Consider the following 21,247-nt stretch of genomic DNA (forward strand, 5'->3'; position numbering starts at 1 on the left):
ATACTAAGATAAATTTCAAGGCAATAAAGAATTGTAAATTAATTAAAATTTAATTGTATTTAATAAAAACGATTAAAATTAAATATTTGTTAACGAAAAATATTGACTTAGTAAATTTAAAATGTTATAAATTAAGTATAAGTTAATAAATAAATAATAAATTAAATTACATTAAATGTAAAAATGATGAATAAATAATAATTAAATCTAGAAAGGAAGAATAGATATGAAATTAAATGAATTATCTACACCTAACTTTATATTAAATTTAGATGCTTTAGAAAATAACCTAAAGGTAGTACAAGATTTATGTAATAAAAATAATAAACAACTATGGCCTATGACAAAAACTCATAAGTCTACTAAATTAGCTAAAATGCAAATAGAATACGGAGCAAAAGGGTTATTAGTTGGGACAATAGATGAAGCAGAGGCTTTTGTTAATGGAGGAGTAGAGGGTATAACTTTTCCATATCCAATATCAAATATAGCTAATATAAAAAGAGCAATAGAACTTACAAAAAAGGCTAGAATCATACTTAGTTTTGACAACGTAGATGCAGCTAAGGCTTGGAATGATGAGTTAAGTAAACAAAATATTACATTAGAATATTTTATATTAATAAATTCAGGTCTTAATAGATTAGGTGTTAAGCCAGAAGACGTAGCTTCTTTAGCTAAAGAGTTAAAACAATTTAATAATTTAAAATTAATAGGAATAAGTACTCATCCAGGCCATGTATATGGTGTTATGTCAGCAGAGGAAGTATCACCTATATCTAAACAAGAAATAGAAGTTATGTCAAAATCAAAGAGACTATTAATAGAAAATGGATTTGATGTAGAGTTTGTTGCCACTGGAAGTACACCAACATTCTTTGATGTAGTAGATAATGAAGTATTTGATATATTAAGACCAGGAAATTATCCATTCTATGATAATATACAATTATCTTTAGATATATGTAAAGAAGAAGACTGTTCTTTAACAGCTCTTGGAACAATAATATCTAGACCTAGTAAAAATTTATTTATAGTTGATGTTGGAAGTAAGTGCTTAGGCTTAGATAAAGGAGCTCATGGTAGTGCTTTAATAACTGGATTTGGAAAAGTTAAAGGACATGAAAATTTAAATGTAATAGGACTTTCTGAAGAAGTTGGAAAGATAGAAATAGTTGGAAATACAGATCTGAAAGTTGGAGATAAAATAGAAATAATACCAAACCATTCTTGCTCTTGTGCAAATATGACTAGTTATGTTGTAGGATATAGAGGAGATGAAGTAGTAGAAATAATAGATATAGATGTTAGAGGTAATTCAAAAAAGCCACTGCTATAATTTTTAGTTCATCCTTAAAAACACATAGGCTTATATAAAAATTAAGGCTAGTTTATAATTTATAAACTAGCCTTTTTATCTAATCAAATTTTATTGTTTTACGCTAATCAATCCTCTAACTTTATTTAAAAACTTATCCCATACAAGTGCTATTGATATGAATTGAACAGGTACCATAACTAAGCTTTTTATTATACGAGTTGGTAATAAAGCCATATATCCTTTGCCCATTAATATAGAAAGCCATAGTGTGTCTAGAACTAGATTAAGTAATAGACATACAATTAAAGTAGAACTAAGTATTCTTAATGGAGATTTAGATTTATTATATAATAGTGCGCCATAAGTGAATCCTGTAAGGAACGCAGTTAATGTAAATCCAGGGAAGTATGTTCCACTAGGGAATAAAACAAATCCTAACAAATCAGATATAGTAGCACCAATTCCTCCAATCCAAGGACCAAATAAAATACCCATAATGGCTATTGGTAGAAATCCAAACCCTATTCTAACTATAGGTGTCTGGATAGATAAAAATCTTGTAAGAATTACTTGTAAAGCTATTAGTAGACCAAGTTGTGTGAGCATTTTTGAATTAAAATTTTTACTTTTTTCTTTACTCATAAAAACCACCTCATCATTAGAATTTATCACATATAGGCATTTTTCATGATATATACATAGTTGTAAATTACAAGCGTATATGTAAGTTATTTATACAAAAATTATAGCATAATAGCTATTAATTTTCATAAATTTATCAAATGATTGAATTTTCTAACAAGTATGTATTAGAAATCAATTTTATTTACATGTAAAATAAAAATATTAAATAGAATTAGTTATTTATAATATATATTTAAATTAGTGAAAAGAGTGTATAAATGAGTGATTATGATAATTATTATCATTTACAAAGAATAGTTTTTGTGCTATAATTAAAGTAATCCAAAATATAAGTGGTGTTAGTGGATATTTAAACTATTGCACTCTTAATTTACTAAATATAATTATACTTCTTAAATTGAAGACCACGGTATATATCGTGGTTTTTAATTTTAAACAAAATGATAATGAAATTCATTTACAATATTAAAAAAATATGATATATTAAAAATAGGCTTAAAATTATCGCGGCAAATTTTCTGATTTTAGAGGAGATGATAATTATGGCAAAAATGATGGGACCAAGATTTAAACAATGTAGAAGATTAGGATTAAATGTATGTGGACATCCTAAAGCAATGGATAGAGCTGTAAAAGGCACATCTAGAGCTGACAGAAAGCTTTCACCTTATGGAGTACAATTATTAGAGAAGCAAAGGTTAAAAGCTTACTATGGTGTACTAGAAAAGCAATTTGCTAATTATGTTAAAAAGGCAATGAAATCTAAAAATTCTACAGGAGAAGTACTAATTCAAATGTTAGAATGTAGGCTGGATAACTTAGTTTACAGACTAGGATTAGCTAGTTCAATAAGACAAGCTCGTCAAATGGTTGTGCATGGACATATATTAGTCAATGGAAAAAAAGTTGATAGACCTTCATATGAGATAACTGTAGGAGATGTTATTTCATTAAGAGAAAAATCACACAAGAATACAATGTTTAAGGAAGGTTTTCAACTAAATGCTATTAGCCAATATCCTTACTTAAATAAGGATGTAGAAAATTTTTCTGGGACTCTTTTAAGAAAACCTGAAAGAAATGAAGTACCAATAGAGATCGATGATATCTTAGTGGTTGAATACTATTCAAAATAATCTAATTAAAAGCAACCATATGCTAATAGGTATATGGTTACTTTTGTATATATAGTAAAAATAAAAAGATATTTATTATGATAATTTGGGATAGTATATTAATAAAAAGTTTAAAACAACTATATAGTAGGATATAATATATAATTGTAAATAAAAAATAAGATGTGGTAAGGTGTGTTATAAATGGATGAATTAATAAAAGCGATTGATACAATAACAAATGACGAAATTATAAGATTAGTTATAAGTAATAAAAAAAATAAAGAAATAGAATACAATAAGATAAATTTCATTTTAAAAGAAAAAAATAAAAAACAGTATTATCAAATAGAAAAATATACTGATAAGCAAGTGTTTCATGAAAATATAGATAAAGAGTTAATAAATACAAAGATAATTGAACATATGAAAGATGACTATAAACAATTATCAGCTTGGTCAAATGACAACACTTTCGATTTAAAGGTATCTAAAAAAGGAAAAATATTTTTAGGTAAAAAGAAATCGGACAATAAAAAATTTGCAAACAAAAGCCATAATAAAGAAAAAAATTATATACTTAAAGAAGGTACTATAATTCAACCTCTTATAGATTTAGGTGTATTTACAAAAGAAGGAAAAGTTGTTAACTCAAAATATGATAAATATAAGCAAATAAATAGATTTATAGAAATAATAGATGATGAAATTAGAAAAAATAATCAAGAAGAGCTTACTATATTAGATTTTGGATGTGGAAAATCATATCTTACATTTGTACTTTATTATTACTTTGTAGAGATAAAAAAAATAAATGTAAAGATGATAGGATTAGATTTAAAACCAGATGTAATTAAGAAATGTAATGATATAGCCAAAAGATATAACTATGAAAATTTAAAATTTGAATTAGGTGATATAAATGGATATAAATTTACAGATAAGGTAGACATGGTAATAACTCTACATGCTTGTGATACAGCAACAGATTATGCTTTATACAATGCAATTAAATGGAATACAAAAATGATATTTTCTGTACCATGCTGTCAACATGAATTTAATAGCCAAATGAAATCAGATAATTTATCTCTATTAACTAAGTATGGTATTGTTCAAGAGAGGGTTGCAGCTCTTATGACCGATGCAGTGAGAGCAAACTTATTAGAATATTTAGGATATAAAACTCAGCTTTTAGAATTTATAGATATATCTCATTCTCCTAAGAATATATTAATAAGAGCTTCTAAGTCTGGAGTGACAAAAGAGAAGAGAGAAAAAGCATTAAATGAAGTTAATAATTTAATTAAAGAATTTAATTTAGATCCTACTTTATTAAAATTATTAAAAAATGATAATTTAATATAAATTATATTATGAAAACATTCTATTTTTAGAATGTTTTTTTATGTTTATTTTAAAGAAAATAATAAAATTTAGTTGGCAATGTACGGAAAATAAACTTATATGGATTTATAAAAATAAGTTGAAATATGAAACAACTTTTAAAAACATTTTAGGTTAGAGGGTGATGTTATTTCTAGGCAAATAGAAAATCCAAAAGAAATTATATTTAAGGTATCGAAAGAAATTGCTTATAGGGAAGGTATTTCTGGTATAAATATGAGAAAAGTAGCTTCTCAGTGTGAACTATCGCTAGGAACTATATATAATTATTACACTACTAAGGTTGATATAATATTTGATATAATAGAAGATCTTTGGAATGAGTGCTTTGGTGAAATCGATAAAATTTATAATTCAAAAGAAGGCTTTTTTAAACAAACGGAATTTTTATATTTTCATACATTACAGTATTTAAATAAATTTGAAAATAATTGGATAAAGGATTTAAATATCTTAACTTCAAATGATAAAGAAAAAGCCAAAGAAAGAGAATGTGAGCTAGTACAGAAGTTTACGCAAATTTTAAAACATTTAATAGAAATAAATAAAAATGATTTAAATATAGAAGTTTTTAATAAGTTTAGTGAAGATAAAATTTTAGAGTTTATTTCATATGAATTTTTTATTATGTTAAAAAGGTTAGATAATGATTATAGTTTTTTTGATTATACATTAAAAAAAATATTATTATAATCATCAAAAGTAAGCAATATAATTTAAATTATATTGCTTACTTTTAATTACACAAAGATGAATTACTTTTGTCTAAGTTTAACTTTTCTTTAAAATAAGGAAGTTTTGATAAATGAGATAATAAATAATTAGCTGATAAACCAATAAATACTCCAGTTACGATTCCTATTGTAGATAATACTGGCAAATATAAAAACATATTTATATTTTCAAGTATAATGGAAGCAGCTAATAACTGTCCTATATTGTGAAATACAGCAGCTGAGGCGCTAACACCTATAATTGATACATTTTTACCCCCGATTTTTTTTACTAAAATGCTAGCCATAAAACTAAAGATACCTCCAGTAGCGCTATAAAGTAAAGTAGACATATTTCCACCTAATAGAGCAGATAAAAAAATTCTTAGTAAAAGAACTATAAAAGCATCCTTATAATCATCCAAAGTATAAATTGATATTATTATTATTAAATTTGCTAAGCCCAATTTAGCTCCAGGCGTTATAAATGGAATTGGCATCATGCGCTCAATTAAAGATAATATTAAAGCCATAGAAACTAATAGTGCCATATAAATCATTTTAGATGTCTTATTTAATTTCATAATCTAATGAGATAGTATCATATCAGAAGAACTATCTTTCTCATCTCCTTTTATTTCAATAATTAATTTATGAGGCAGGCAAATAATGCTTTCTCCTACCTTAGAGATTTCTCCTTGTTTAACACAAAGATCATCTTTACAATCAGCAGAAATAACTTTAATAATATTATCACTTATTAAAATGCTATTATTTCCTGTGGCAGTTTTTATATTTGATTTTTTTTCTCCTTTATTAGTAGATAAAGGAATATTATCATATAACTTACCATCAATCTTTATGCTAGCATATACCAGTTTATTTGAGTTAGATATAGTCTTAGAAAAAATAATATTGGGAGTAAATGATAAAATAAAAAGTAAAATAATTATTACAATATCTAATTTTTTTAAAGTTTTCATTGATATATCTCCTATAACGTACATTTGAAAAATAAGTTTGCATATACTTGAATTTTAGTTTATATACACCATAAATAGCAATAAAAATAAAATATTTAACTTAAAAGTAAACAAGATATTTTTATAAACTCGGTGTATAATTTAAATATGACAATTGATGCAAATATATATTAGTTAAATGAGTGTGTAAAGTTAAAAAGGAGAGATAAAGTATATGGGGAAAAAAATAATAGGATTTTTACTTGTAATAGGATTAATGATTGGAACTTCAGGGTGTACAAGTTCATCAGATAAAGAACCATTAACAAGAACAGATATAGTTATGGGTACACCTGTGACTATATCTATTTATGAAGGTGGAAGTGAGGATATATTGCAAAAATCTTTTGATAAGGTATCACAAATAGAATCTTTATTAAGTATAAATAAATCTGGAACAGAGATAGATAAATTAAACGAAAATGCAGGGATTAAAAAGATAAAATTAAGTGAAACTAGTTATAAAATAATAAAGAGGGCAGTTAAATACTCACATTTATCTGATGGAGGTTATGATATATCAGTAGGGCCACTTGTAAAGCTTTGGAGCATAGGTCTTCCAGAAGCTAAAGTTCCAACACAAAAAGAAATTGATGAGGTTATTAAGCTTGTAGATTACAACAACATAGAATTAAATGATTCAACTCAAGAAGTATACTTAAATAAAAAAGGTATGATACTGGATCTTGGTAGTATAGCAAAAGGTTATGCAGCAGATGAAGTTGCTAGTTTATTAAAGAAAGAAGGCGTAACGAGAGCTATAGTAAATTTAGGTGGAAATATATATGCGGTAGGTAGTAAAAATGATAATGAAGATTGGAATGTTGGAATACAAAATCCATTTAGTGATAGGGGAGAGGTTGTAGGAACTATACATATTTCAAATAAATCAATAGTGACAAGTGGCATATATGAAAGGTTTATAGAAAAAGATGGCAAGAAGTATCATCATATTTTAAATCCTAAAACGGGGTATCCATTTGAAACGGAAATAGCAGGAGTATCTATAATATCTAAAGAGTCTATAGATTGTGACGCATTGTCGACATTAGTATTTACTAAAGGACTAGATGAAGGATTAAAATTTGTAGAGGGAATAAAGGATGTAGATGCAGTATTTGTTACAAAAGATAAAAAAGTATATATAACAAATGGAATAAAAGACAACTTTAAAATAACGAATAAAGAGTTTATTCTATCTAACTAAGTTTGATGGTATAGACATTAAATTAAAAAAGAGGAACATTAATTAATGTTCCTCTTTTTATATTTACATTTATATTTACATTTATAAAAATTATCAATATTACTTAAATTAGATAAGCACTAGAAACATATCCATAACTAGTATTAAACTTTATTCTAGTCCATCCTGAATTTAAATGATAAACAACTTCTACTTTTTCCCCTTTTTTTAATTTACCTATAATCTTTTCAGATTTAGATGGCTCACTTCTAATGTTTAATACGTCTGTATTGCATTTCATAAATTTTGGACTTGATGGAGTAGATACCGTATTAGATATATATTTTGTATTTACATATGCATATCCACCATTAAAGTTGATTTTAGACCATCCATTGGTTAAATTCATTACAACGTTTACCTTATCTTTGTATTTTAATCTTCCTAAGACTGGTTCAGTTGAATCAGGCCCTTTTCTTATGTTTAAAGAATCAACATTACATTGCATAGTTAAATTAACATTAGTATTTTCATTTATATCTTTTAAATATTTAGAACTAACGTATCCATATCCATTAGCATATTTAATTCTAGTCCATCCATTAGACGTATTATATGATATATATACTCTATCTGTTTTGTCTAATTTTCCTATTATAGAATCAGAAATAGATGGACCTTTTCTTACATTTAGATTACCGGTAGTACATTCCATAAGCTTTAAAGAATTACTAGGTAAATCTTCATTTTCAGAAGGCTTATTATTAATTGATGTATTTTTTAAATAATTAGAAGATACATATCCAATTGAGTTGTTATACTTTACTAGCGTCCAATTTTTAGATGATTCAACTACTTCAACAATAGTACCTTTTTTTATTGTTAATATTATGGAATAACTTGTACCAGGACCTGTTCTTAAATTAAGATTTTGTAAAGTTTGTGATTGAACCGATTGAGCGCTTGCAGGAGCTATACTAGATAAAGTAAGTGCAAGTGCTCCTAAAGAGCCTATTGATAATTTTCTTTTCATTTTCATTATAAATCCCCCATATTAAATTTTAGTCATTTGTATTTATTTAATATTACTTTCATTTTAGTAATCGTCATTATTATATTTATCATCATCATAGTACTTATTGTATTCGTGATAATTATTACCTCGTTCATCGTCATCATCATGATGGTGTCCGTTATTATTCTTATCATGACCATAATGATTACCGTTATTATTATTTGGTCTATTGTGGTTATGGTGATTACCATTATAATTAGGCTTATTGTGCCCTGGAGCATTCCCACTATTACCAGGTCTATTATTACTAGAAGAATCACCATTGCTATTATTAGAGTTATTACTGCTAGAAGAACTACTATTGTCATTATCGCTAGGTTTATTCTTAGAAGAATCACCATTGCTATTATTAGAGTTACTACTACTAGAAGAACTGTTATTGTTATTGTCACTAGGTTTATTCTTAGAAGAATCACCATTGCTATTATTAGAGTTATTACCACTAGAAGTATTATTATTGTTACTATTAGTAGGTTTATTACGGCTATTAGTATTAACAAATGAATTATTATTAATAGATATATTTTCTTCTTTAGTTTTTGATAAGTTACCACTATTTATATTTTTTGTAGAATCATCAGATGTTTTATCAGAGTCTTTAGTGTTATCCTTAAATTCTAAAATTTTATCATCGATATCTACAACAGACTTATTCTTATAATCATCAACTGTGATACTTTCATCAAAAGATATTAACTCTTCAATTAAATTCATTTTACCAACACTTATATCCATTTTTTGCGAAGCATCTCTTTTAGACAAATCTTCATCGTAAGAGTAAATAGTTCCATCTATAGATTTCTTAGACAAATGATTATTTATAGAGTTTTTTAAATCGTTTTTTAAACTATTTCTTAATTCATAATCATTTGAAATAGATGCAACGGCGATAGCTGTAGGTTTATTATTAGAAATATATTTCTCTTTTATAGCACTATCAATAATTCCATTGACAATGCTATAAACACTTTTATCATCTGAGTTTATATCGTTCAGTAAAATTTGACCGTCTTTATTTAATGCTGAAGTAGATACAACATTATTAAATCTGTTTACACTAAGCTCTATACTAGGATTTATATCTAATGATACATAAGCAACAGGTAACTTTATATATGTATAAGTTCCAAAACCTAAAAATAAAATAGATAAACTACAGGCAAATGCTATTTTATTTCGAACTAGATTTGATTTTATAGTATCTTTTATTTTGTTAAGATAACTTTTTTTAGAAGGGATTAAATCAAATCCAGCTTTTGTTATTACAGAACTCTTAATACGATTTTTAATTTTGTTATCTATTGGCATAGAAAAATCTTGATCTAATAGTAGTGAAACCTCTTCAAGATCTAAATCATCAAGTATTTTAAGTATATTGTCTTCCAATTATAAAACCCCCCTTAAGATTTTTTTTAGTTTATTCATACATCTTGAAGACTTTTTATCTATGGTATTAGCTTTAATACCTAATACTTTGGAAATATCTTTAGAACTTTCTCTAAAGAAAAATTTCCTTATTATTATTTCACTATCTGGTTCCCCTAAAGACTTAATAGCATCAATTAAAAATTTATTTCTTTCATTATTAGAAACCGAATCAGATACTGAGTCAAATTCTTCGAAAGTATTTTCTCCAATAGAATCAAGTGGTACTTTTAAATCTATAGTTTTTTTATGTTTTCTATATAAATCTATAGATTTTCTTTTAGCTATGACGGCTAAAAGAGCTTTAATTGACCCCTTTTGTAGATCTATATTGTCTTTATAATTAAAAACATATAAAAATACATCACTAACGCATTCTTCTATATCTTCACTCGAAAGCACGCTAGACAATTGGTTGTGTACTATTTTATATACAAGGCCCATATAATTTTCCATCATAGCCTCTAAGCCATCATTAGGATTATTATGTAACAGGTTTAATAAATTAGAATCTGAAACCAAGTTGCACCTTCTTTCTTAACGTATATATTGGTCACAATATATACGTTCGTTTTTTTTATACAAAAAATGACAAAAAATATGGGAAAAAAAGTAAAAAAATTAAAAAATGAAAGTAATAGACACTATTAATTTAGATGAAAATCATAATAAAAAAAACAGGTAAAATATGTAAATTAAAATTTAATGCAAAAAAGAGAGGATATAATAGTCCTCCCTTTTATTTGAATAATCAAGTATTTTAATCTCTGTAGTTATAAGAATTTATTAAATTATCTAGTTTAAATTTAGGATATATTGGCTTAGATTTCCATACTGATTTTGTTAGAATATAATGTTTGTATTCATTAGTGCCTTCTTTAAAATATTTATTTATTGATAGTTCGAGCATATCTTCTTTATTACTAAAATTCATGTAATTTAGATATGAATCTTTTAGATTTGGATGTTCAATAGTTAAATTATAGAATTTTCTTTCAACTACTTTTAATTCATCAATTAGTTTTTGTGTTCTTAAGTCAATTTCTTCGTTTATATAATTGTAATCTCTAGAGCTGTTAGTTAAGTCTGACATAATTTCGTACTGTGTATTTTTTATAAGTCTGTTAAGCATAAAAGATAAGCAAAATAATTGGCCAAGCTCTTTCTCCTTTTCAAACTCACCATTTAGTAGTAATCTTATAGATGATAAGTCTTTAGGTGAGAAAATTTTAAGCTGAGTACCTTTTCCAAAAACGATATGTAATGGGAATTTTAATTCACTAGATGGGATAGTTTTAGTTAATATTCCATCTTCAACAATAAAAAATTCACTGTTTTGATAGATAGCAAAGTTTTCACCATAGTTGTAGTAAAGCGTTTTAGTAGGTACCTTATCTCCAAAATTAAATTCTTTTAAATCTTCATTACATTTTATAATCTCATCATGTTCATTTAGCGTTGGATAATAAAAACATTCAAATTTCATAATTAGCCCCCTATACCTATTTGAAATTTATTCCATCACAATAATTATAGCGCTAAAAAAGCCCTTTGTGACAATAAAATATAATATAAAAAAATAAGTAATGTAAACTGAATTATAAAAGCTTAATGTTATAATAGTATTAAAATACTTTAAGGAGAAATTATGAAAATTTTAATAGATGCAGATGGATGTCCTGTAGTAGATATAACGATAGAAGTAGCTAAGGTGTTTAATATAGATGTATTAATAATGTGTGATACATCACACGTATTTAATAAGCCAGGAATAGAAACAATTGTCTTATCTAAAGGAGCAGATTCGGTTGATTTCGCATTAGTAAATAAAGTTGCTAAAGGCGATATTATAGTAACTCAGGATTATGGATTAGCGGCAATGGTTCTTGCAAAAGGAGGATATCCAATTAGTCAGAATGGAAAAATATATACTAATGAAAATATAGATCAATTATTATTTAATAGACATATATCTAAAAAAATAAGGAAATCTGGGGGTAAAACAAGAGGTCCTAAAAAAAGACAAAAAGAAGATGATATATTATTTGAAAAAAATTTAATACAATTATGTGAAAAACTTATAATTAATTAATTTAGATAGCTTAAATTTTTTATGCTTAAGAATATTATGATACTTCATTTTCTATGGATAATTCATAAAAGTAAGCTATATCAACAAACTGGTTTTGAGCATAAAAAATATTTTGAGCAACGGACAAAGTCGTTGCATACAGAAAGTGTAGCGCACACGCAGTAGCTTAAGCGAAGCGACTTTTTTATGTTTCATGTGTTACATATTATGAGAAAAATTTAAAGTAAAAAGATTATGTTATAAGAAACAGATGATATAGTTATTCAAATCAAACCTAGCACTTATGTAGTGAATTAATCCAGTGGATTTTTACAACTTAACTAGAAGTTAAAAAACTTGAATTTAGGTTAACTATTGCTCCATTGTTAAATGATTATCTATAAATTATACTAGAGTTATAATTTATAAAGGAGGTACTGCAATGGATAAACTAGAAATAGGGAAAGTAATAAAGGTACTTAGGAGGGAAAATGAAATAACACAGGAACAGCTAGCAAATTTTATAGGGGTATCAGTTGCAGCGGTTTCAAAATGGGAAAGTGGTACAACTTATCCAGATATAACAACATTACCATTACTTGCAAATTTTTTTAATGTTACCATAGATACATTAATGAATTATAGAATAGATTTGACAGATGAAGAGATAAATAAAATTGGGCAAGAGTGTGAAATGTTTATAGTAAAAAATAAAATGGATGAAGGATTAGAGTTAACTGAAAAATATTTAAATAGATATCCGAATAATTGGAAACTAAAATATAGGTTATCTAATATATATACTCTAGTATTGGTAAAAGTTAATAAAAAAGAAAAACAAAATGAAATGATAAATAGATATATAAAAATTCTTGAAGAAATATCGAATAATACTACAAATATAGAATTGAAAGAAGCTTCATTAGTAAGTCTTAGTTCTGGTTATATGATGAATAATCAACCAAACAAAGCAGAAGAGGTAATAAAAAAAATATACAAACCATCTTGTGATCCTAATGTAATCTTACCGCTTATATATATGCAACAAGATAAAGTAGAAGAAGCTAAAAAGTTAATGCAAGAAAACTTATACAAGTCATTGAAAGAAGCGCTAGTATCTTCTATGAGCTTAAGTTCTATAAATTATAATTATAAAGATGATATGGATGAAAAGTATATAGATTTTGAAAAGGCTCAAAAATATATAAAATTGAGTGATAGCATAAGAAAATTATTACCAGATCAAAGAAGTAATCATGATACATATATATACTTATATGATCTAGAGAGTAAACGTGGCCGATTAGATAAAGCATTAGATTATTTAGAAGAGATGATAGATGCTATAAGAGATATAAATTTAAACAAACATAATTCTTTAAATGAACATTGGTGTTATGACAAAGTTGAAGATAAAAGTATAGATATAAAATTAGACATATACGACATGTTAATTACAGCATTAAAAGAAAGAGAAGATTTATTTAAAGATAACAAAAGATTTGAAAATATAATTAAAGAATTAGAAATATTAAAAGAAAAAAATCAAATTTAAATAAAGTTAATAATTAGTTTAAATCTGATAAGGGAGTAAAAGATGAAAGATATAATAATGTTTTTATTAGGTGTTGGGGTTATTTTCTTGATAGCATTATCAGTAGCTATTTATGATAATATAAATAAATTAAGATATATCAAAAAAAAGATAATCCAAAATTATGGAAAAGAAATTGATTTAAGTGAAGTTAGTATAAATATGAATAGTGTATCAAGCTATTTTAGAAATAAAAATGAAAAGAATATAATAGATGATATAACTTGGAATGACCTTAATATGGATGATATTTTTAAAAAAGTTAATAATACACAAAGTACTGCTGGATCAGAAGTTTTATATGATATACTTAGAAATCCTTTATATAATCAACAAGATTTAGATAAGAGAAATAATATTATAGAGTATTTTAGAAATAATGAAGATAAAAGAAAAGAAGTCCAATATATACTTGGAAAATTGGGAAGTAGTGATGATTTATATACAACAAATTGCCTATATAATGAAATTGATATTAGAGGTAATAAGTTATCTAAATATAGATTATTAGCTATAATGCCTATAATAAGTTTATGTTTAATATTTATTAGTAGATACTTTATAATTTTATTTGTAGCATCTATAATTTTCAATATATATATTAGTCAAAATAATAAAAAATATCATTATAATACAGAAGGATTTACATATATAGTATCAGTTGTAAAGGCAGCAAATAAAATTAAAAGTTTAAAAATAGATGATATTGAAAAAAATTTACATGACATAGATAGTGATTTAGATGAAGTTAAAAAAATAAGAAAAAAATCTATAAAACAAGATGCTAATATCGCAATAGCTGACGTAAATGTATTTAGTGAATATACAAAAATGATATTTCTTACAGACTTGATAACTTATGAAAAAGTAAAAAATACTGTAATCAAAAAAAGTAAAAATTTAAAATTAATATATGAGTTCGTAGGCACTATAGATGCATTAATTGGAGTGGCATCATTTAGAGATAGCTTAAAATATTATTCATTACCACAACTTATAAAAAGCAATAAAAAAGAAGATAATTCATTAGAATTTATAGAAATATATCATCCATTAATTTTAAATCCAGTAACTAATAGTGGAAGTTTTTATAATGGTATTTTATTAACCGGATCAAATGCGTCAGGGAAATCTACATTTATAAAAACAGCAGCAATAAATGCTATATTAGCTCAAACAATATATACATGCTGTGCAAAGAATTATAAATCTTCATATTTTAATATATGCACTTCTATGGCATTAAAAGATGACATATTTAGTAATGAAAGTTATTATATAGTTGAAATAAAATCATTAAAACGAATAATAGATAATATAAATGATAATACACCTTGTTTATGTTTTGTAGATGAAATTTTAAGAGGAACAAACACTGTAGAGAGAGTGGCATCTTCTTGTGAAGTATTGAAATATTTAGGAAATAGAAATTGTATATGCTTTGCAGCAACTCATGATATAGAACTTACACATTTATTAAATGATAATTTTGATAACTATCATTTTGAAGAAATTATAACCGACAAAGATATAAAATTTGATTATAAACTTTATAAAGGAAGGGCACAAACTAGAAATGCTATAAAATTGCTTGAATTTATGAAATATGATGCTTCAATAGTATTAAATGCAGACAAAAGAGCTAAATTATTTTTAGAAACAGGAAAATGGTCATAAATATAATTAAAAAATAAAAACCTATATGAAAATTAAATTTTCATATAGGTTTTTTAGTTTAAATAATGCATAAGCTGTCCAAACTAATAATAAGAAAAATTAAATAGGGGGGACAAGTATGATAGTTTTAAGTAGAGAAAGTATAATAGAAGGTTTAATAGAATTAAGAGAGAAACGAGATACTGAAAATAAATTAATTATAAATAATATAAAAGGAATAATAAACAATCCAGAAATTAATGATATAGATAAACTAAAACTTATAAACAATGAAATGTCAAAAGTGGTATTAGGATAAAAAAGATATTAACATATTATAAATAAAAAATTAAAAAAATTTCTATAAAATGTTAATAAGTAGATAAATATGTTAACAATTCTGAAAATAAATTCTTTAATAGAAGAATGGTTGCAGAGTAGAACTAATAGAAGGATATAATAAATAAAATATTAAAGATAATAGCGTTAATTGTAAAATTTTAAAAAATTAAAAAATAATAAAAAGTATAGAATATAGTTAAATAATTAAAGCTATATTCTTTTTTTAATGAAAAATATAGCCCTGATAGGTTAGAGGATAAAAAAAATGATGAAAAATGTTTTCCACTAGATATGTGTTGATTTGTGGATATAAAATTAATTGTAGTAGTATTTTAAAATAGAAAATACTACTACTTATCCACAAATAAAAAGAAATACAACAATTAAATAGGAATATAAATAATAATATAGAATTAATATTATAAAAACATATGTAAATGGGGGAATTTATGGAGACATGTAAAATAAATAAAAAACAGATTTATACAATGCTAATTGCGTGTATAACACCAATAGTAATTTGTGCGTTATTAAATATATCTTTAGTATATGCTTTTTTACTAAGTGTTTTATTTGCACTTATTATATCATTAAAAAATGGATTTACAATAAAAGAACTAAAGCATATGATATTAAAAGAAATTAATGAGTGTAAAAGCTTATATGTAGTGATTTTATTAATAGGAGCTACTGTTTCTGTTTGGCTATCATCAGGTGTTGTTCCATCTATGATATTTTATGGTTTGAAATATATGAATGGTATGAACATATTATTTTCAAGTTTTTTATTAATAGCTATAAGCTCAGTTTTTATGGGAACTGCAGTTGGCACAATTAGTACAATTGGAATTGCAATATTAGGAATAGGTAAAGGATTTGAAATTCCAACTGGATTACTAGTTGGAGTAATTGTTTCTGGTGCATTTTTAGCTGACAAAATATCACCTATATCAGGTTTATTAAACCTAACATTAGCAACTACAGAAACTAGCTATAAGGAAATGGTTAAATCATCTTTGAAAACTATTATTCCTACTATAATAATTTGTGCATTAATATACTATTTAATTGGTACTAAGTATAGTAATGTTAGCGGATCTAAAAGTTCAATAGAATTAATGCAGTCTATAAAAAACGAATTTTTCATATCTCCATATTTTATATTAGTACCAGTATTAATAGTTATATTATCTATCATAGGAATCAAATCAATATATTGCATGATGTCCGGTGTGGTTATGGGAAGTATAATAAGTATTGTATTTCAAAATCTGAAACTATTAGATTTAATTAAGTATATATTTTTAGGGTTTAGCATAAATTCAAATTCTGCGGTTATTAATGAAACCTTAAATAGTGGTGGAGTTATATCAATGATATCGGTAGTTATTATAGTTATGGGTGCAATTGCTTTAGCAGCAATAATGCAAGGTACTGGTGTTATAAATTACTTAACTAAAGATTTAATATATAAAATAAAAAATAAAAAAGATTTAATTTTAAAAACAGGTATAATTAGTGGGCTTCTTACTGTTATTACTTGTGATCAGACGATAGGCATTGTTGTACCATCAAGATTATTAAAGAATAAATATGAAGAAATAGGAGTAGATAAAAGTATATTAGCTAGAACTATATCAGATACGGGGACGATAATAGCGCCTCTTATGCCATGGAATGTAAATGGATTAATAGTAAGCTTAGTTACAGGTGTTTCATGTTTAGCTTATGCACCTTTTGCATTATTATGTTTTATAGCTCCTTTAATGACTGTAATAGTTTCCAATATAAATAAAAGAAAATAAAAGCATTTCTCTCATTTTTATTTTAAATGAGAGAAATACTTACTAGACCAATCTTCTAAAGATTCAAGCACTATAGCTAAGTCTTTACCCATATCAGTTAAGAAATATTCAACTCTAGGAGGTACTTCAGGATAAACAACTTTAGTTATTAATTTATCTTCTTCAAGCTCTTTTAGCTTTTCTGTAAGAACTTTTTGACTGACACCGCATGTTATTCTTTGAAGCTCTAAAAATCTTTTCTCCCCTTTATTTAAGTGGCAGATAATCACAGCTTTCCATTTTCCTCTTATCAGTTCCATAGCTAAATCAAGCAAACAAACATGATTTTTTCCTTTATAAGATATCATAATACCATCCTTTATTTAAATTTTAAAAATAGTTTTTACTCTAAGCAACTATTATACTATAATAATTTAAAAATTATTAAATTAATTAATATATACAATAAATATGCATCTAATAATATATATAAAATATGTAAAGTAAACATATTTTTTAATATATTAAAGGTTACCTATAGGTAAGTAACAAACCTAAAAGTATGTATTGTATATATATGTAAATTAAATATATACTTATAATATATAAATATAATAAAATAAGGAGTGTAATGTCTTGAAAAATCTTTTTGATAATACCAAAATATTAAACATAAATTTAAAAAATAGATTTTTTAGAAGTGCTGTATGGGAAAACTTAGCAGATGATAAGGGACATTTGACAGATAGATTAAAGGTAGTTTATGAAGATTTAGCCAAGGGTGGAGTAGGAACTATAATAACTGGATATGCTTTTATTACAGAGGAAGAGCAACCAAATCCAGGTATGATGGGAATTTATGAAGATTCTTTTATAGAAGAATATAAAGAATTGACTGAAAAAGTACATGAACTAGGAAGCAATATAGTAATGCAAATTGTATATGGCGGATTTATGAGTAGTTTTAATATACATGATAGGATTATATTTGGACCATCGAATATGACTTGTGAGACTACAGGAGCTAAAGCTAAAGAGATGACAAAACAAGAAATAGATTATGTAGTTAAGTCTTTTGCAGATGCAGCACTAAGAGTTAAAAAATCAGGATTTGATGGTGTTCAAATACATGCAGCACATGGATATTTACTAAGCCAATTTTTATCTCCATATTATAATAAAAGAACTGATGAATATGGTGGTTGCATAGAAAATAGAGGAAGAATAATTTTTGAAGTGTATAAGGCAATAAGAAATAAGGTTGGGGAAGAATTTCCTATATTTATTAAGCTAAATTCAGAGGATGGATTAGATTCTGGTGGACTTACAAGAGATGATAGCTTATATGTAGCTAAAAAGCTATCAGAATTAGGAATAAATGCTATAGAGGTTAGTGGTGGAAATAGTGCTATAAAAAAAGTAGCTCAAAATAATCTAGGAGCTGGTAGAAAAAAAATATTAGGTAGTAAAGAAAAAGAGTCTTATTTTAAAGAATATGCAAAACAGTTAGCATCACAAATAGATATACCTGTAATATTAGTTGGGGGAAATCGAAGTTTGGATGTTATGAATGAATTATTAAATGAACATGATATAGAATATTTTAGTCTAGCAAGACCATTAATATCTGAACCAGACTTAATTAATCAGTGGAGTGAAGGTAGTAAAAAATATCCTAAGTGTATTTCTTGTAGTAATTGCTATAAAGAAGAAAAACCTTGTATATTAACTTAATGTGGGTAATAATATCAAGTAAATATAAATCAGTTATAACTTTAAAATATTTCTAATTAAACTAATAATTTAAAAGTTTTACTGAGTTATATTTATTGAAATAAAAATTAATTATAATAAATTTGGAGGAGAAAAAATGAAATTTAAATTTTGTCACAATAATTTTAATGTATTAAATCTAGAAAAGAGTATAGAGTTCTATGAAAAGGCGTTAGGTCTAAAGGAAACTAAAAGATCAGTAGCTGAAGATGGAAGCTTTATATTAGTATTTTTAGGTGACGAGGAGACAAATCACAAGTTAGAATTAACTTGGTTAAGAGATTGGGATAGACCATATAATTTAGGAGATAATGAATTCCATTTAGCTTTAAGAGTTGATGATTTTGAAGCAGCACATAAATTACACAAAGATATGGGATGTATATGCTATGAAAATGAATCTATGGGAATATACTTTATAGCAGACCCTGATAATTATTGGATAGAGATAATTCCAGCTCAAAGATAGTATTAGTTTTAAAGTGTGCCTTGACGTAGATAACTGTAACAGTTAATAATATAATAAATAGAACAATAAAGTGAGGTACATAATTATGAATAAAAATATAGTAGCAATATGTGAAAATGAAACAAGTGCTAAGTCGTTACAACAAGCAGCTTTAGAATTAGGATTTAATGTTAAGTATGAAGTTCAAGCAAAATCAGCTATAAAAAATGAATTATCAGAAAAAGATATAAATGAAGCTGCAATAGTACTTTTTGTAATAAGCTACGATGTAGAAGATATAGAAAAAATAGAAAGATTTATAGATCGTGAATATTACGAAGTTGAGCCAAAATTTGTTATTAATGACGCAAAAGCAGTTCTTAATGAAATATCATCAGAATTAAATTAATGAAAAGCTAGAATGCTAAGATTACTTAGAATTCTAGCTTTTTTTGATTAATTAGCACTAAAAATATAATATTGCATGATATTATTTTAGTACTTAATATTATATAATATCGTTTTTCATGAAACATTATCAATTAAAGATGCTTATAAAGAGAAAATGGATAATTCATCTTATAAACTAGCTAAGAAATATTAATTTAAAGAATATGTAACTTGCGAATGGTTTGGAATAATTGTATAATCAATAGTACAAAAGTCTAAGGGTATTAATATATATCTTTAGACTTTTTTTGTAACTGAAATGACAAGAAAATAGTTTAAGATATTTTCATAGACTCAAATAAAGAGAGGTAAGACATAATGAAAATCATAAATAAAATATTAAAAATAGTATTAGTATTTATAGTTTCTATATTAATATTATCAGCAGCTCTGTTCGGGTATTCAAAGTATGTAGAACCAAAGTTGTTAACAGTTAAAAACTATGAAATAAATGAAAATAAAGATAAAAGTACTAAAATGATTAAGGTAGTTCAATTTACAGATAGCCAGCTAGGTGATTTTTATAAATTATCTCAGTTAGATGATGTAGTTGAAAAAATAAATAATCAAAATCCAGATGTAGTTGTTTTTACTGGGGATTTGATTGATAAGATGAGTGAGTATGAAGAAAAAGAAGATGTTTCTAATGCACTTTCAAAAATAAGTGCTAATTTAGGCAAATTTGCTATATGGGGGAATCATGATTATGGCGGAGGAGGTCATAAGTATTACGAAAACATAATGGAAAAGGCAGGATTTAAAGTTTTAGTTAATGAAACGATAGAAATAGCATTAAATAATAATCAAAGTTTATCAATTTCAGGACTAGATGAAGCAATGTTTGGGAGTCCAGATTCTGAATTATTAATTAAAAATATGAAAAAAAGTGACTTTAATTTGCTATTACTGCACGAACCTGATTTAATAGATGAATTTAAGAATTCAAATGTTAATTTAGCTTTAGCTGGGCATAGTCATGGTGGTCAAGTAGCAGTACCTTTTATGGGAGCGATAATTACACCTCCTATAGCTAAAAAATATACAAAAGGGTTTTACGATATAGAAAAAGACATAAAACTATATGTAAATACAGGGCTTGGAAATACGAAAATGCCATATAGATTTATGAATATACCACAAATATCGATATTTAATATAAGTATTTAAATAATATCACATTATCAATTCACCTGAATATATTAGTTGTAAGAGGTGAATGA

Annotated in this window: 22 protein-coding genes; 14 read left to right on the plus strand and 8 right to left on the minus strand. The window is 25.4% G+C overall.

What is annotated here, in order from left to right; all coding sequences use genetic code 11:
- Positions 1-226: 226 nt before the first annotated feature.
- Positions 227-1,339, plus strand: coding sequence for an alanine racemase (locus BLP75_RS14135; RefSeq protein ID WP_092727189.1), 1,113 nt, complete (start codon positions 227-229; stop codon positions 1,337-1,339).
- Positions 1,340-1,429: 90 nt separating this feature from the next.
- On the opposite strand, the gene BLP75_RS14140 is transcribed toward BLP75_RS14135, so the two are convergent.
- Entirely contained in the window at positions 1,430-1,963 is a 534-nt protein-coding gene (locus BLP75_RS14140) for a folate family ECF transporter S component (RefSeq protein ID WP_092727190.1), read from the minus strand.
- Between the two features lie 545 nt (positions 1,964-2,508).
- On the opposite strand from BLP75_RS14140, the gene rpsD reads away from it, so the two are divergent.
- The 3 genes from rpsD to BLP75_RS14155 all read left to right on the plus strand — a co-directional run bounded on the left by rpsD (position 2,509) and on the right by BLP75_RS14155 (position 5,181).
- A complete protein-coding gene (gene rpsD / locus BLP75_RS14145; protein ID WP_092727191.1) occupies positions 2,509-3,102 on the plus strand; it encodes a 30S ribosomal protein S4 in 594 nt (197 codons plus the stop codon).
- 183 nt (positions 3,103-3,285) lie between these two features.
- On the plus strand, positions 3,286-4,449 hold the full coding sequence (locus BLP75_RS14150) for a class I SAM-dependent methyltransferase (RefSeq protein WP_092727192.1): 1,164 nt from the start codon (positions 3,286-3,288) through the stop codon (positions 4,447-4,449).
- Positions 4,450-4,704: 255 nt separating this feature from the next.
- Positions 4,705-5,181 carry a TetR/AcrR family transcriptional regulator gene (locus BLP75_RS14155; protein ID WP_092727193.1) on the plus strand — a complete coding sequence of 159 codons (477 nt, stop codon included), beginning with the start codon at positions 4,705-4,707 and terminating at the stop codon, positions 5,179-5,181.
- 43 nt (positions 5,182-5,224) lie between these two features.
- On the opposite strand, the gene BLP75_RS14160 is transcribed toward BLP75_RS14155, so the two are convergent.
- Together BLP75_RS14160 and BLP75_RS14165 are read right to left on the minus strand one after the other, a co-directional pair.
- A complete protein-coding gene (locus BLP75_RS14160; RefSeq protein WP_092727194.1) occupies positions 5,225-5,785 on the minus strand; it encodes a Gx transporter family protein in 561 nt (186 codons plus the stop codon).
- Positions 5,786-5,788: 3 nt separating this feature from the next.
- Positions 5,789-6,184 carry a NusG domain II-containing protein gene (locus tag BLP75_RS14165; RefSeq protein ID WP_092727195.1) on the minus strand — a complete coding sequence of 132 codons (396 nt, stop codon included), beginning with the start codon at positions 6,182-6,184 and terminating at the stop codon, positions 5,789-5,791.
- Between the two features lie 214 nt (positions 6,185-6,398).
- On the opposite strand from BLP75_RS14165, the gene BLP75_RS14170 reads away from it, so the two are divergent.
- The gene (locus tag BLP75_RS14170) at positions 6,399-7,430 is read left to right on the plus strand and encodes an FAD:protein FMN transferase (protein ID WP_092727196.1); all 1,032 of its coding nucleotides are present in this window, start codon (positions 6,399-6,401) and stop codon (positions 7,428-7,430) included.
- A 103-nt stretch (positions 7,431-7,533) separates the two neighbouring features.
- On the opposite strand, the gene BLP75_RS14175 is transcribed toward BLP75_RS14170, so the two are convergent.
- The 4 genes from BLP75_RS14175 to BLP75_RS14190 all read right to left on the minus strand — a co-directional run bounded on the left by BLP75_RS14175 (position 7,534) and on the right by BLP75_RS14190 (position 11,395).
- Positions 7,534-8,448, minus strand: coding sequence for an SH3 domain-containing protein (locus tag BLP75_RS14175; protein WP_092727197.1), 915 nt, complete (start codon positions 8,446-8,448; stop codon positions 7,534-7,536).
- 57 nt (positions 8,449-8,505) lie between these two features.
- On the minus strand, positions 8,506-9,870 hold the full coding sequence (locus BLP75_RS18015; protein WP_139149849.1) for an anti-sigma-I factor RsgI family protein: 1,365 nt from the start codon (positions 9,868-9,870) through the stop codon (positions 8,506-8,508).
- Positions 9,871-10,431, minus strand: coding sequence for a sigma-70 family RNA polymerase sigma factor (locus tag BLP75_RS14185; protein ID WP_092727198.1), 561 nt, complete (start codon positions 10,429-10,431; stop codon positions 9,871-9,873).
- A 238-nt stretch (positions 10,432-10,669) separates the two neighbouring features.
- Positions 10,670-11,395 carry a hypothetical protein gene (locus tag BLP75_RS14190; protein ID WP_092727199.1) on the minus strand — a complete coding sequence of 242 codons (726 nt, stop codon included), beginning with the start codon at positions 11,393-11,395 and terminating at the stop codon, positions 10,670-10,672.
- Positions 11,396-11,557: 162 nt separating this feature from the next.
- Between BLP75_RS14190 and BLP75_RS14195 the strand changes: the two genes are divergently transcribed.
- The 5 genes from BLP75_RS14195 to BLP75_RS14215 all read left to right on the plus strand — a co-directional run bounded on the left by BLP75_RS14195 (position 11,558) and on the right by BLP75_RS14215 (position 17,377).
- Entirely contained in the window at positions 11,558-12,001 is a 444-nt protein-coding gene (locus BLP75_RS14195; protein ID WP_092727200.1) for a YaiI/YqxD family protein, read from the plus strand.
- Positions 12,002-12,422: 421 nt separating this feature from the next.
- Positions 12,423-13,535: a helix-turn-helix domain-containing protein gene (locus BLP75_RS14200; protein ID WP_092727201.1), complete on the plus strand. Its 1,113-nt coding sequence runs from the start codon at positions 12,423-12,425 to the stop codon at positions 13,533-13,535.
- 42 nt (positions 13,536-13,577) lie between these two features.
- The gene (locus tag BLP75_RS14205) at positions 13,578-15,251 is read left to right on the plus strand and encodes a MutS-related protein (protein ID WP_092727202.1); all 1,674 of its coding nucleotides are present in this window, start codon (positions 13,578-13,580) and stop codon (positions 15,249-15,251) included.
- 118 nt (positions 15,252-15,369) lie between these two features.
- Complete coding sequence (locus BLP75_RS14210; RefSeq protein WP_092727203.1) at positions 15,370-15,549, plus strand: hypothetical protein; 180 nt, start codon at positions 15,370-15,372, stop codon at positions 15,547-15,549.
- Positions 15,550-16,021: 472 nt separating this feature from the next.
- Positions 16,022-17,377 (plus strand): Na+/H+ antiporter NhaC family protein, encoded by a 1,356-nt coding sequence (locus BLP75_RS14215; protein WP_092727204.1) that lies wholly within the window; start codon positions 16,022-16,024, stop codon positions 17,375-17,377.
- Between the two features lie 17 nt (positions 17,378-17,394).
- On the opposite strand, the gene BLP75_RS14220 is transcribed toward BLP75_RS14215, so the two are convergent.
- Positions 17,395-17,724 (minus strand): winged helix-turn-helix transcriptional regulator, encoded by a 330-nt coding sequence (locus BLP75_RS14220; protein WP_092727205.1) that lies wholly within the window; start codon positions 17,722-17,724, stop codon positions 17,395-17,397.
- A gap of 268 nt (positions 17,725-17,992) precedes the next feature.
- On the opposite strand from BLP75_RS14220, the gene BLP75_RS14225 reads away from it, so the two are divergent.
- The 4 genes from BLP75_RS14225 (at position 17,993) to BLP75_RS14240 (ending at position 21,194) form a co-directional block, all read left to right on the plus strand.
- Positions 17,993-19,090 (plus strand): NADH:flavin oxidoreductase, encoded by a 1,098-nt coding sequence (locus tag BLP75_RS14225; protein WP_092727206.1) that lies wholly within the window; start codon positions 17,993-17,995, stop codon positions 19,088-19,090.
- 136 nt (positions 19,091-19,226) lie between these two features.
- A complete protein-coding gene (locus BLP75_RS14230; RefSeq protein ID WP_092727207.1) occupies positions 19,227-19,598 on the plus strand; it encodes a VOC family protein in 372 nt (123 codons plus the stop codon).
- Between the two features lie 85 nt (positions 19,599-19,683).
- Positions 19,684-19,986, plus strand: coding sequence for a PTS sugar transporter subunit IIB (locus tag BLP75_RS14235; protein WP_092727208.1), 303 nt, complete (start codon positions 19,684-19,686; stop codon positions 19,984-19,986).
- Between the two features lie 359 nt (positions 19,987-20,345).
- Entirely contained in the window at positions 20,346-21,194 is an 849-nt protein-coding gene (locus tag BLP75_RS14240) for a metallophosphoesterase (RefSeq protein WP_092727209.1), read from the plus strand.
- Positions 21,195-21,247: the final 53 nt, after the last annotated feature.

Source organism: Romboutsia lituseburensis DSM 797 (assembly GCF_900103615.1).
Taxonomy (GTDB): Bacteria; Bacillota; Clostridia; order Peptostreptococcales; family Peptostreptococcaceae; genus Romboutsia_F; species Romboutsia_F lituseburensis.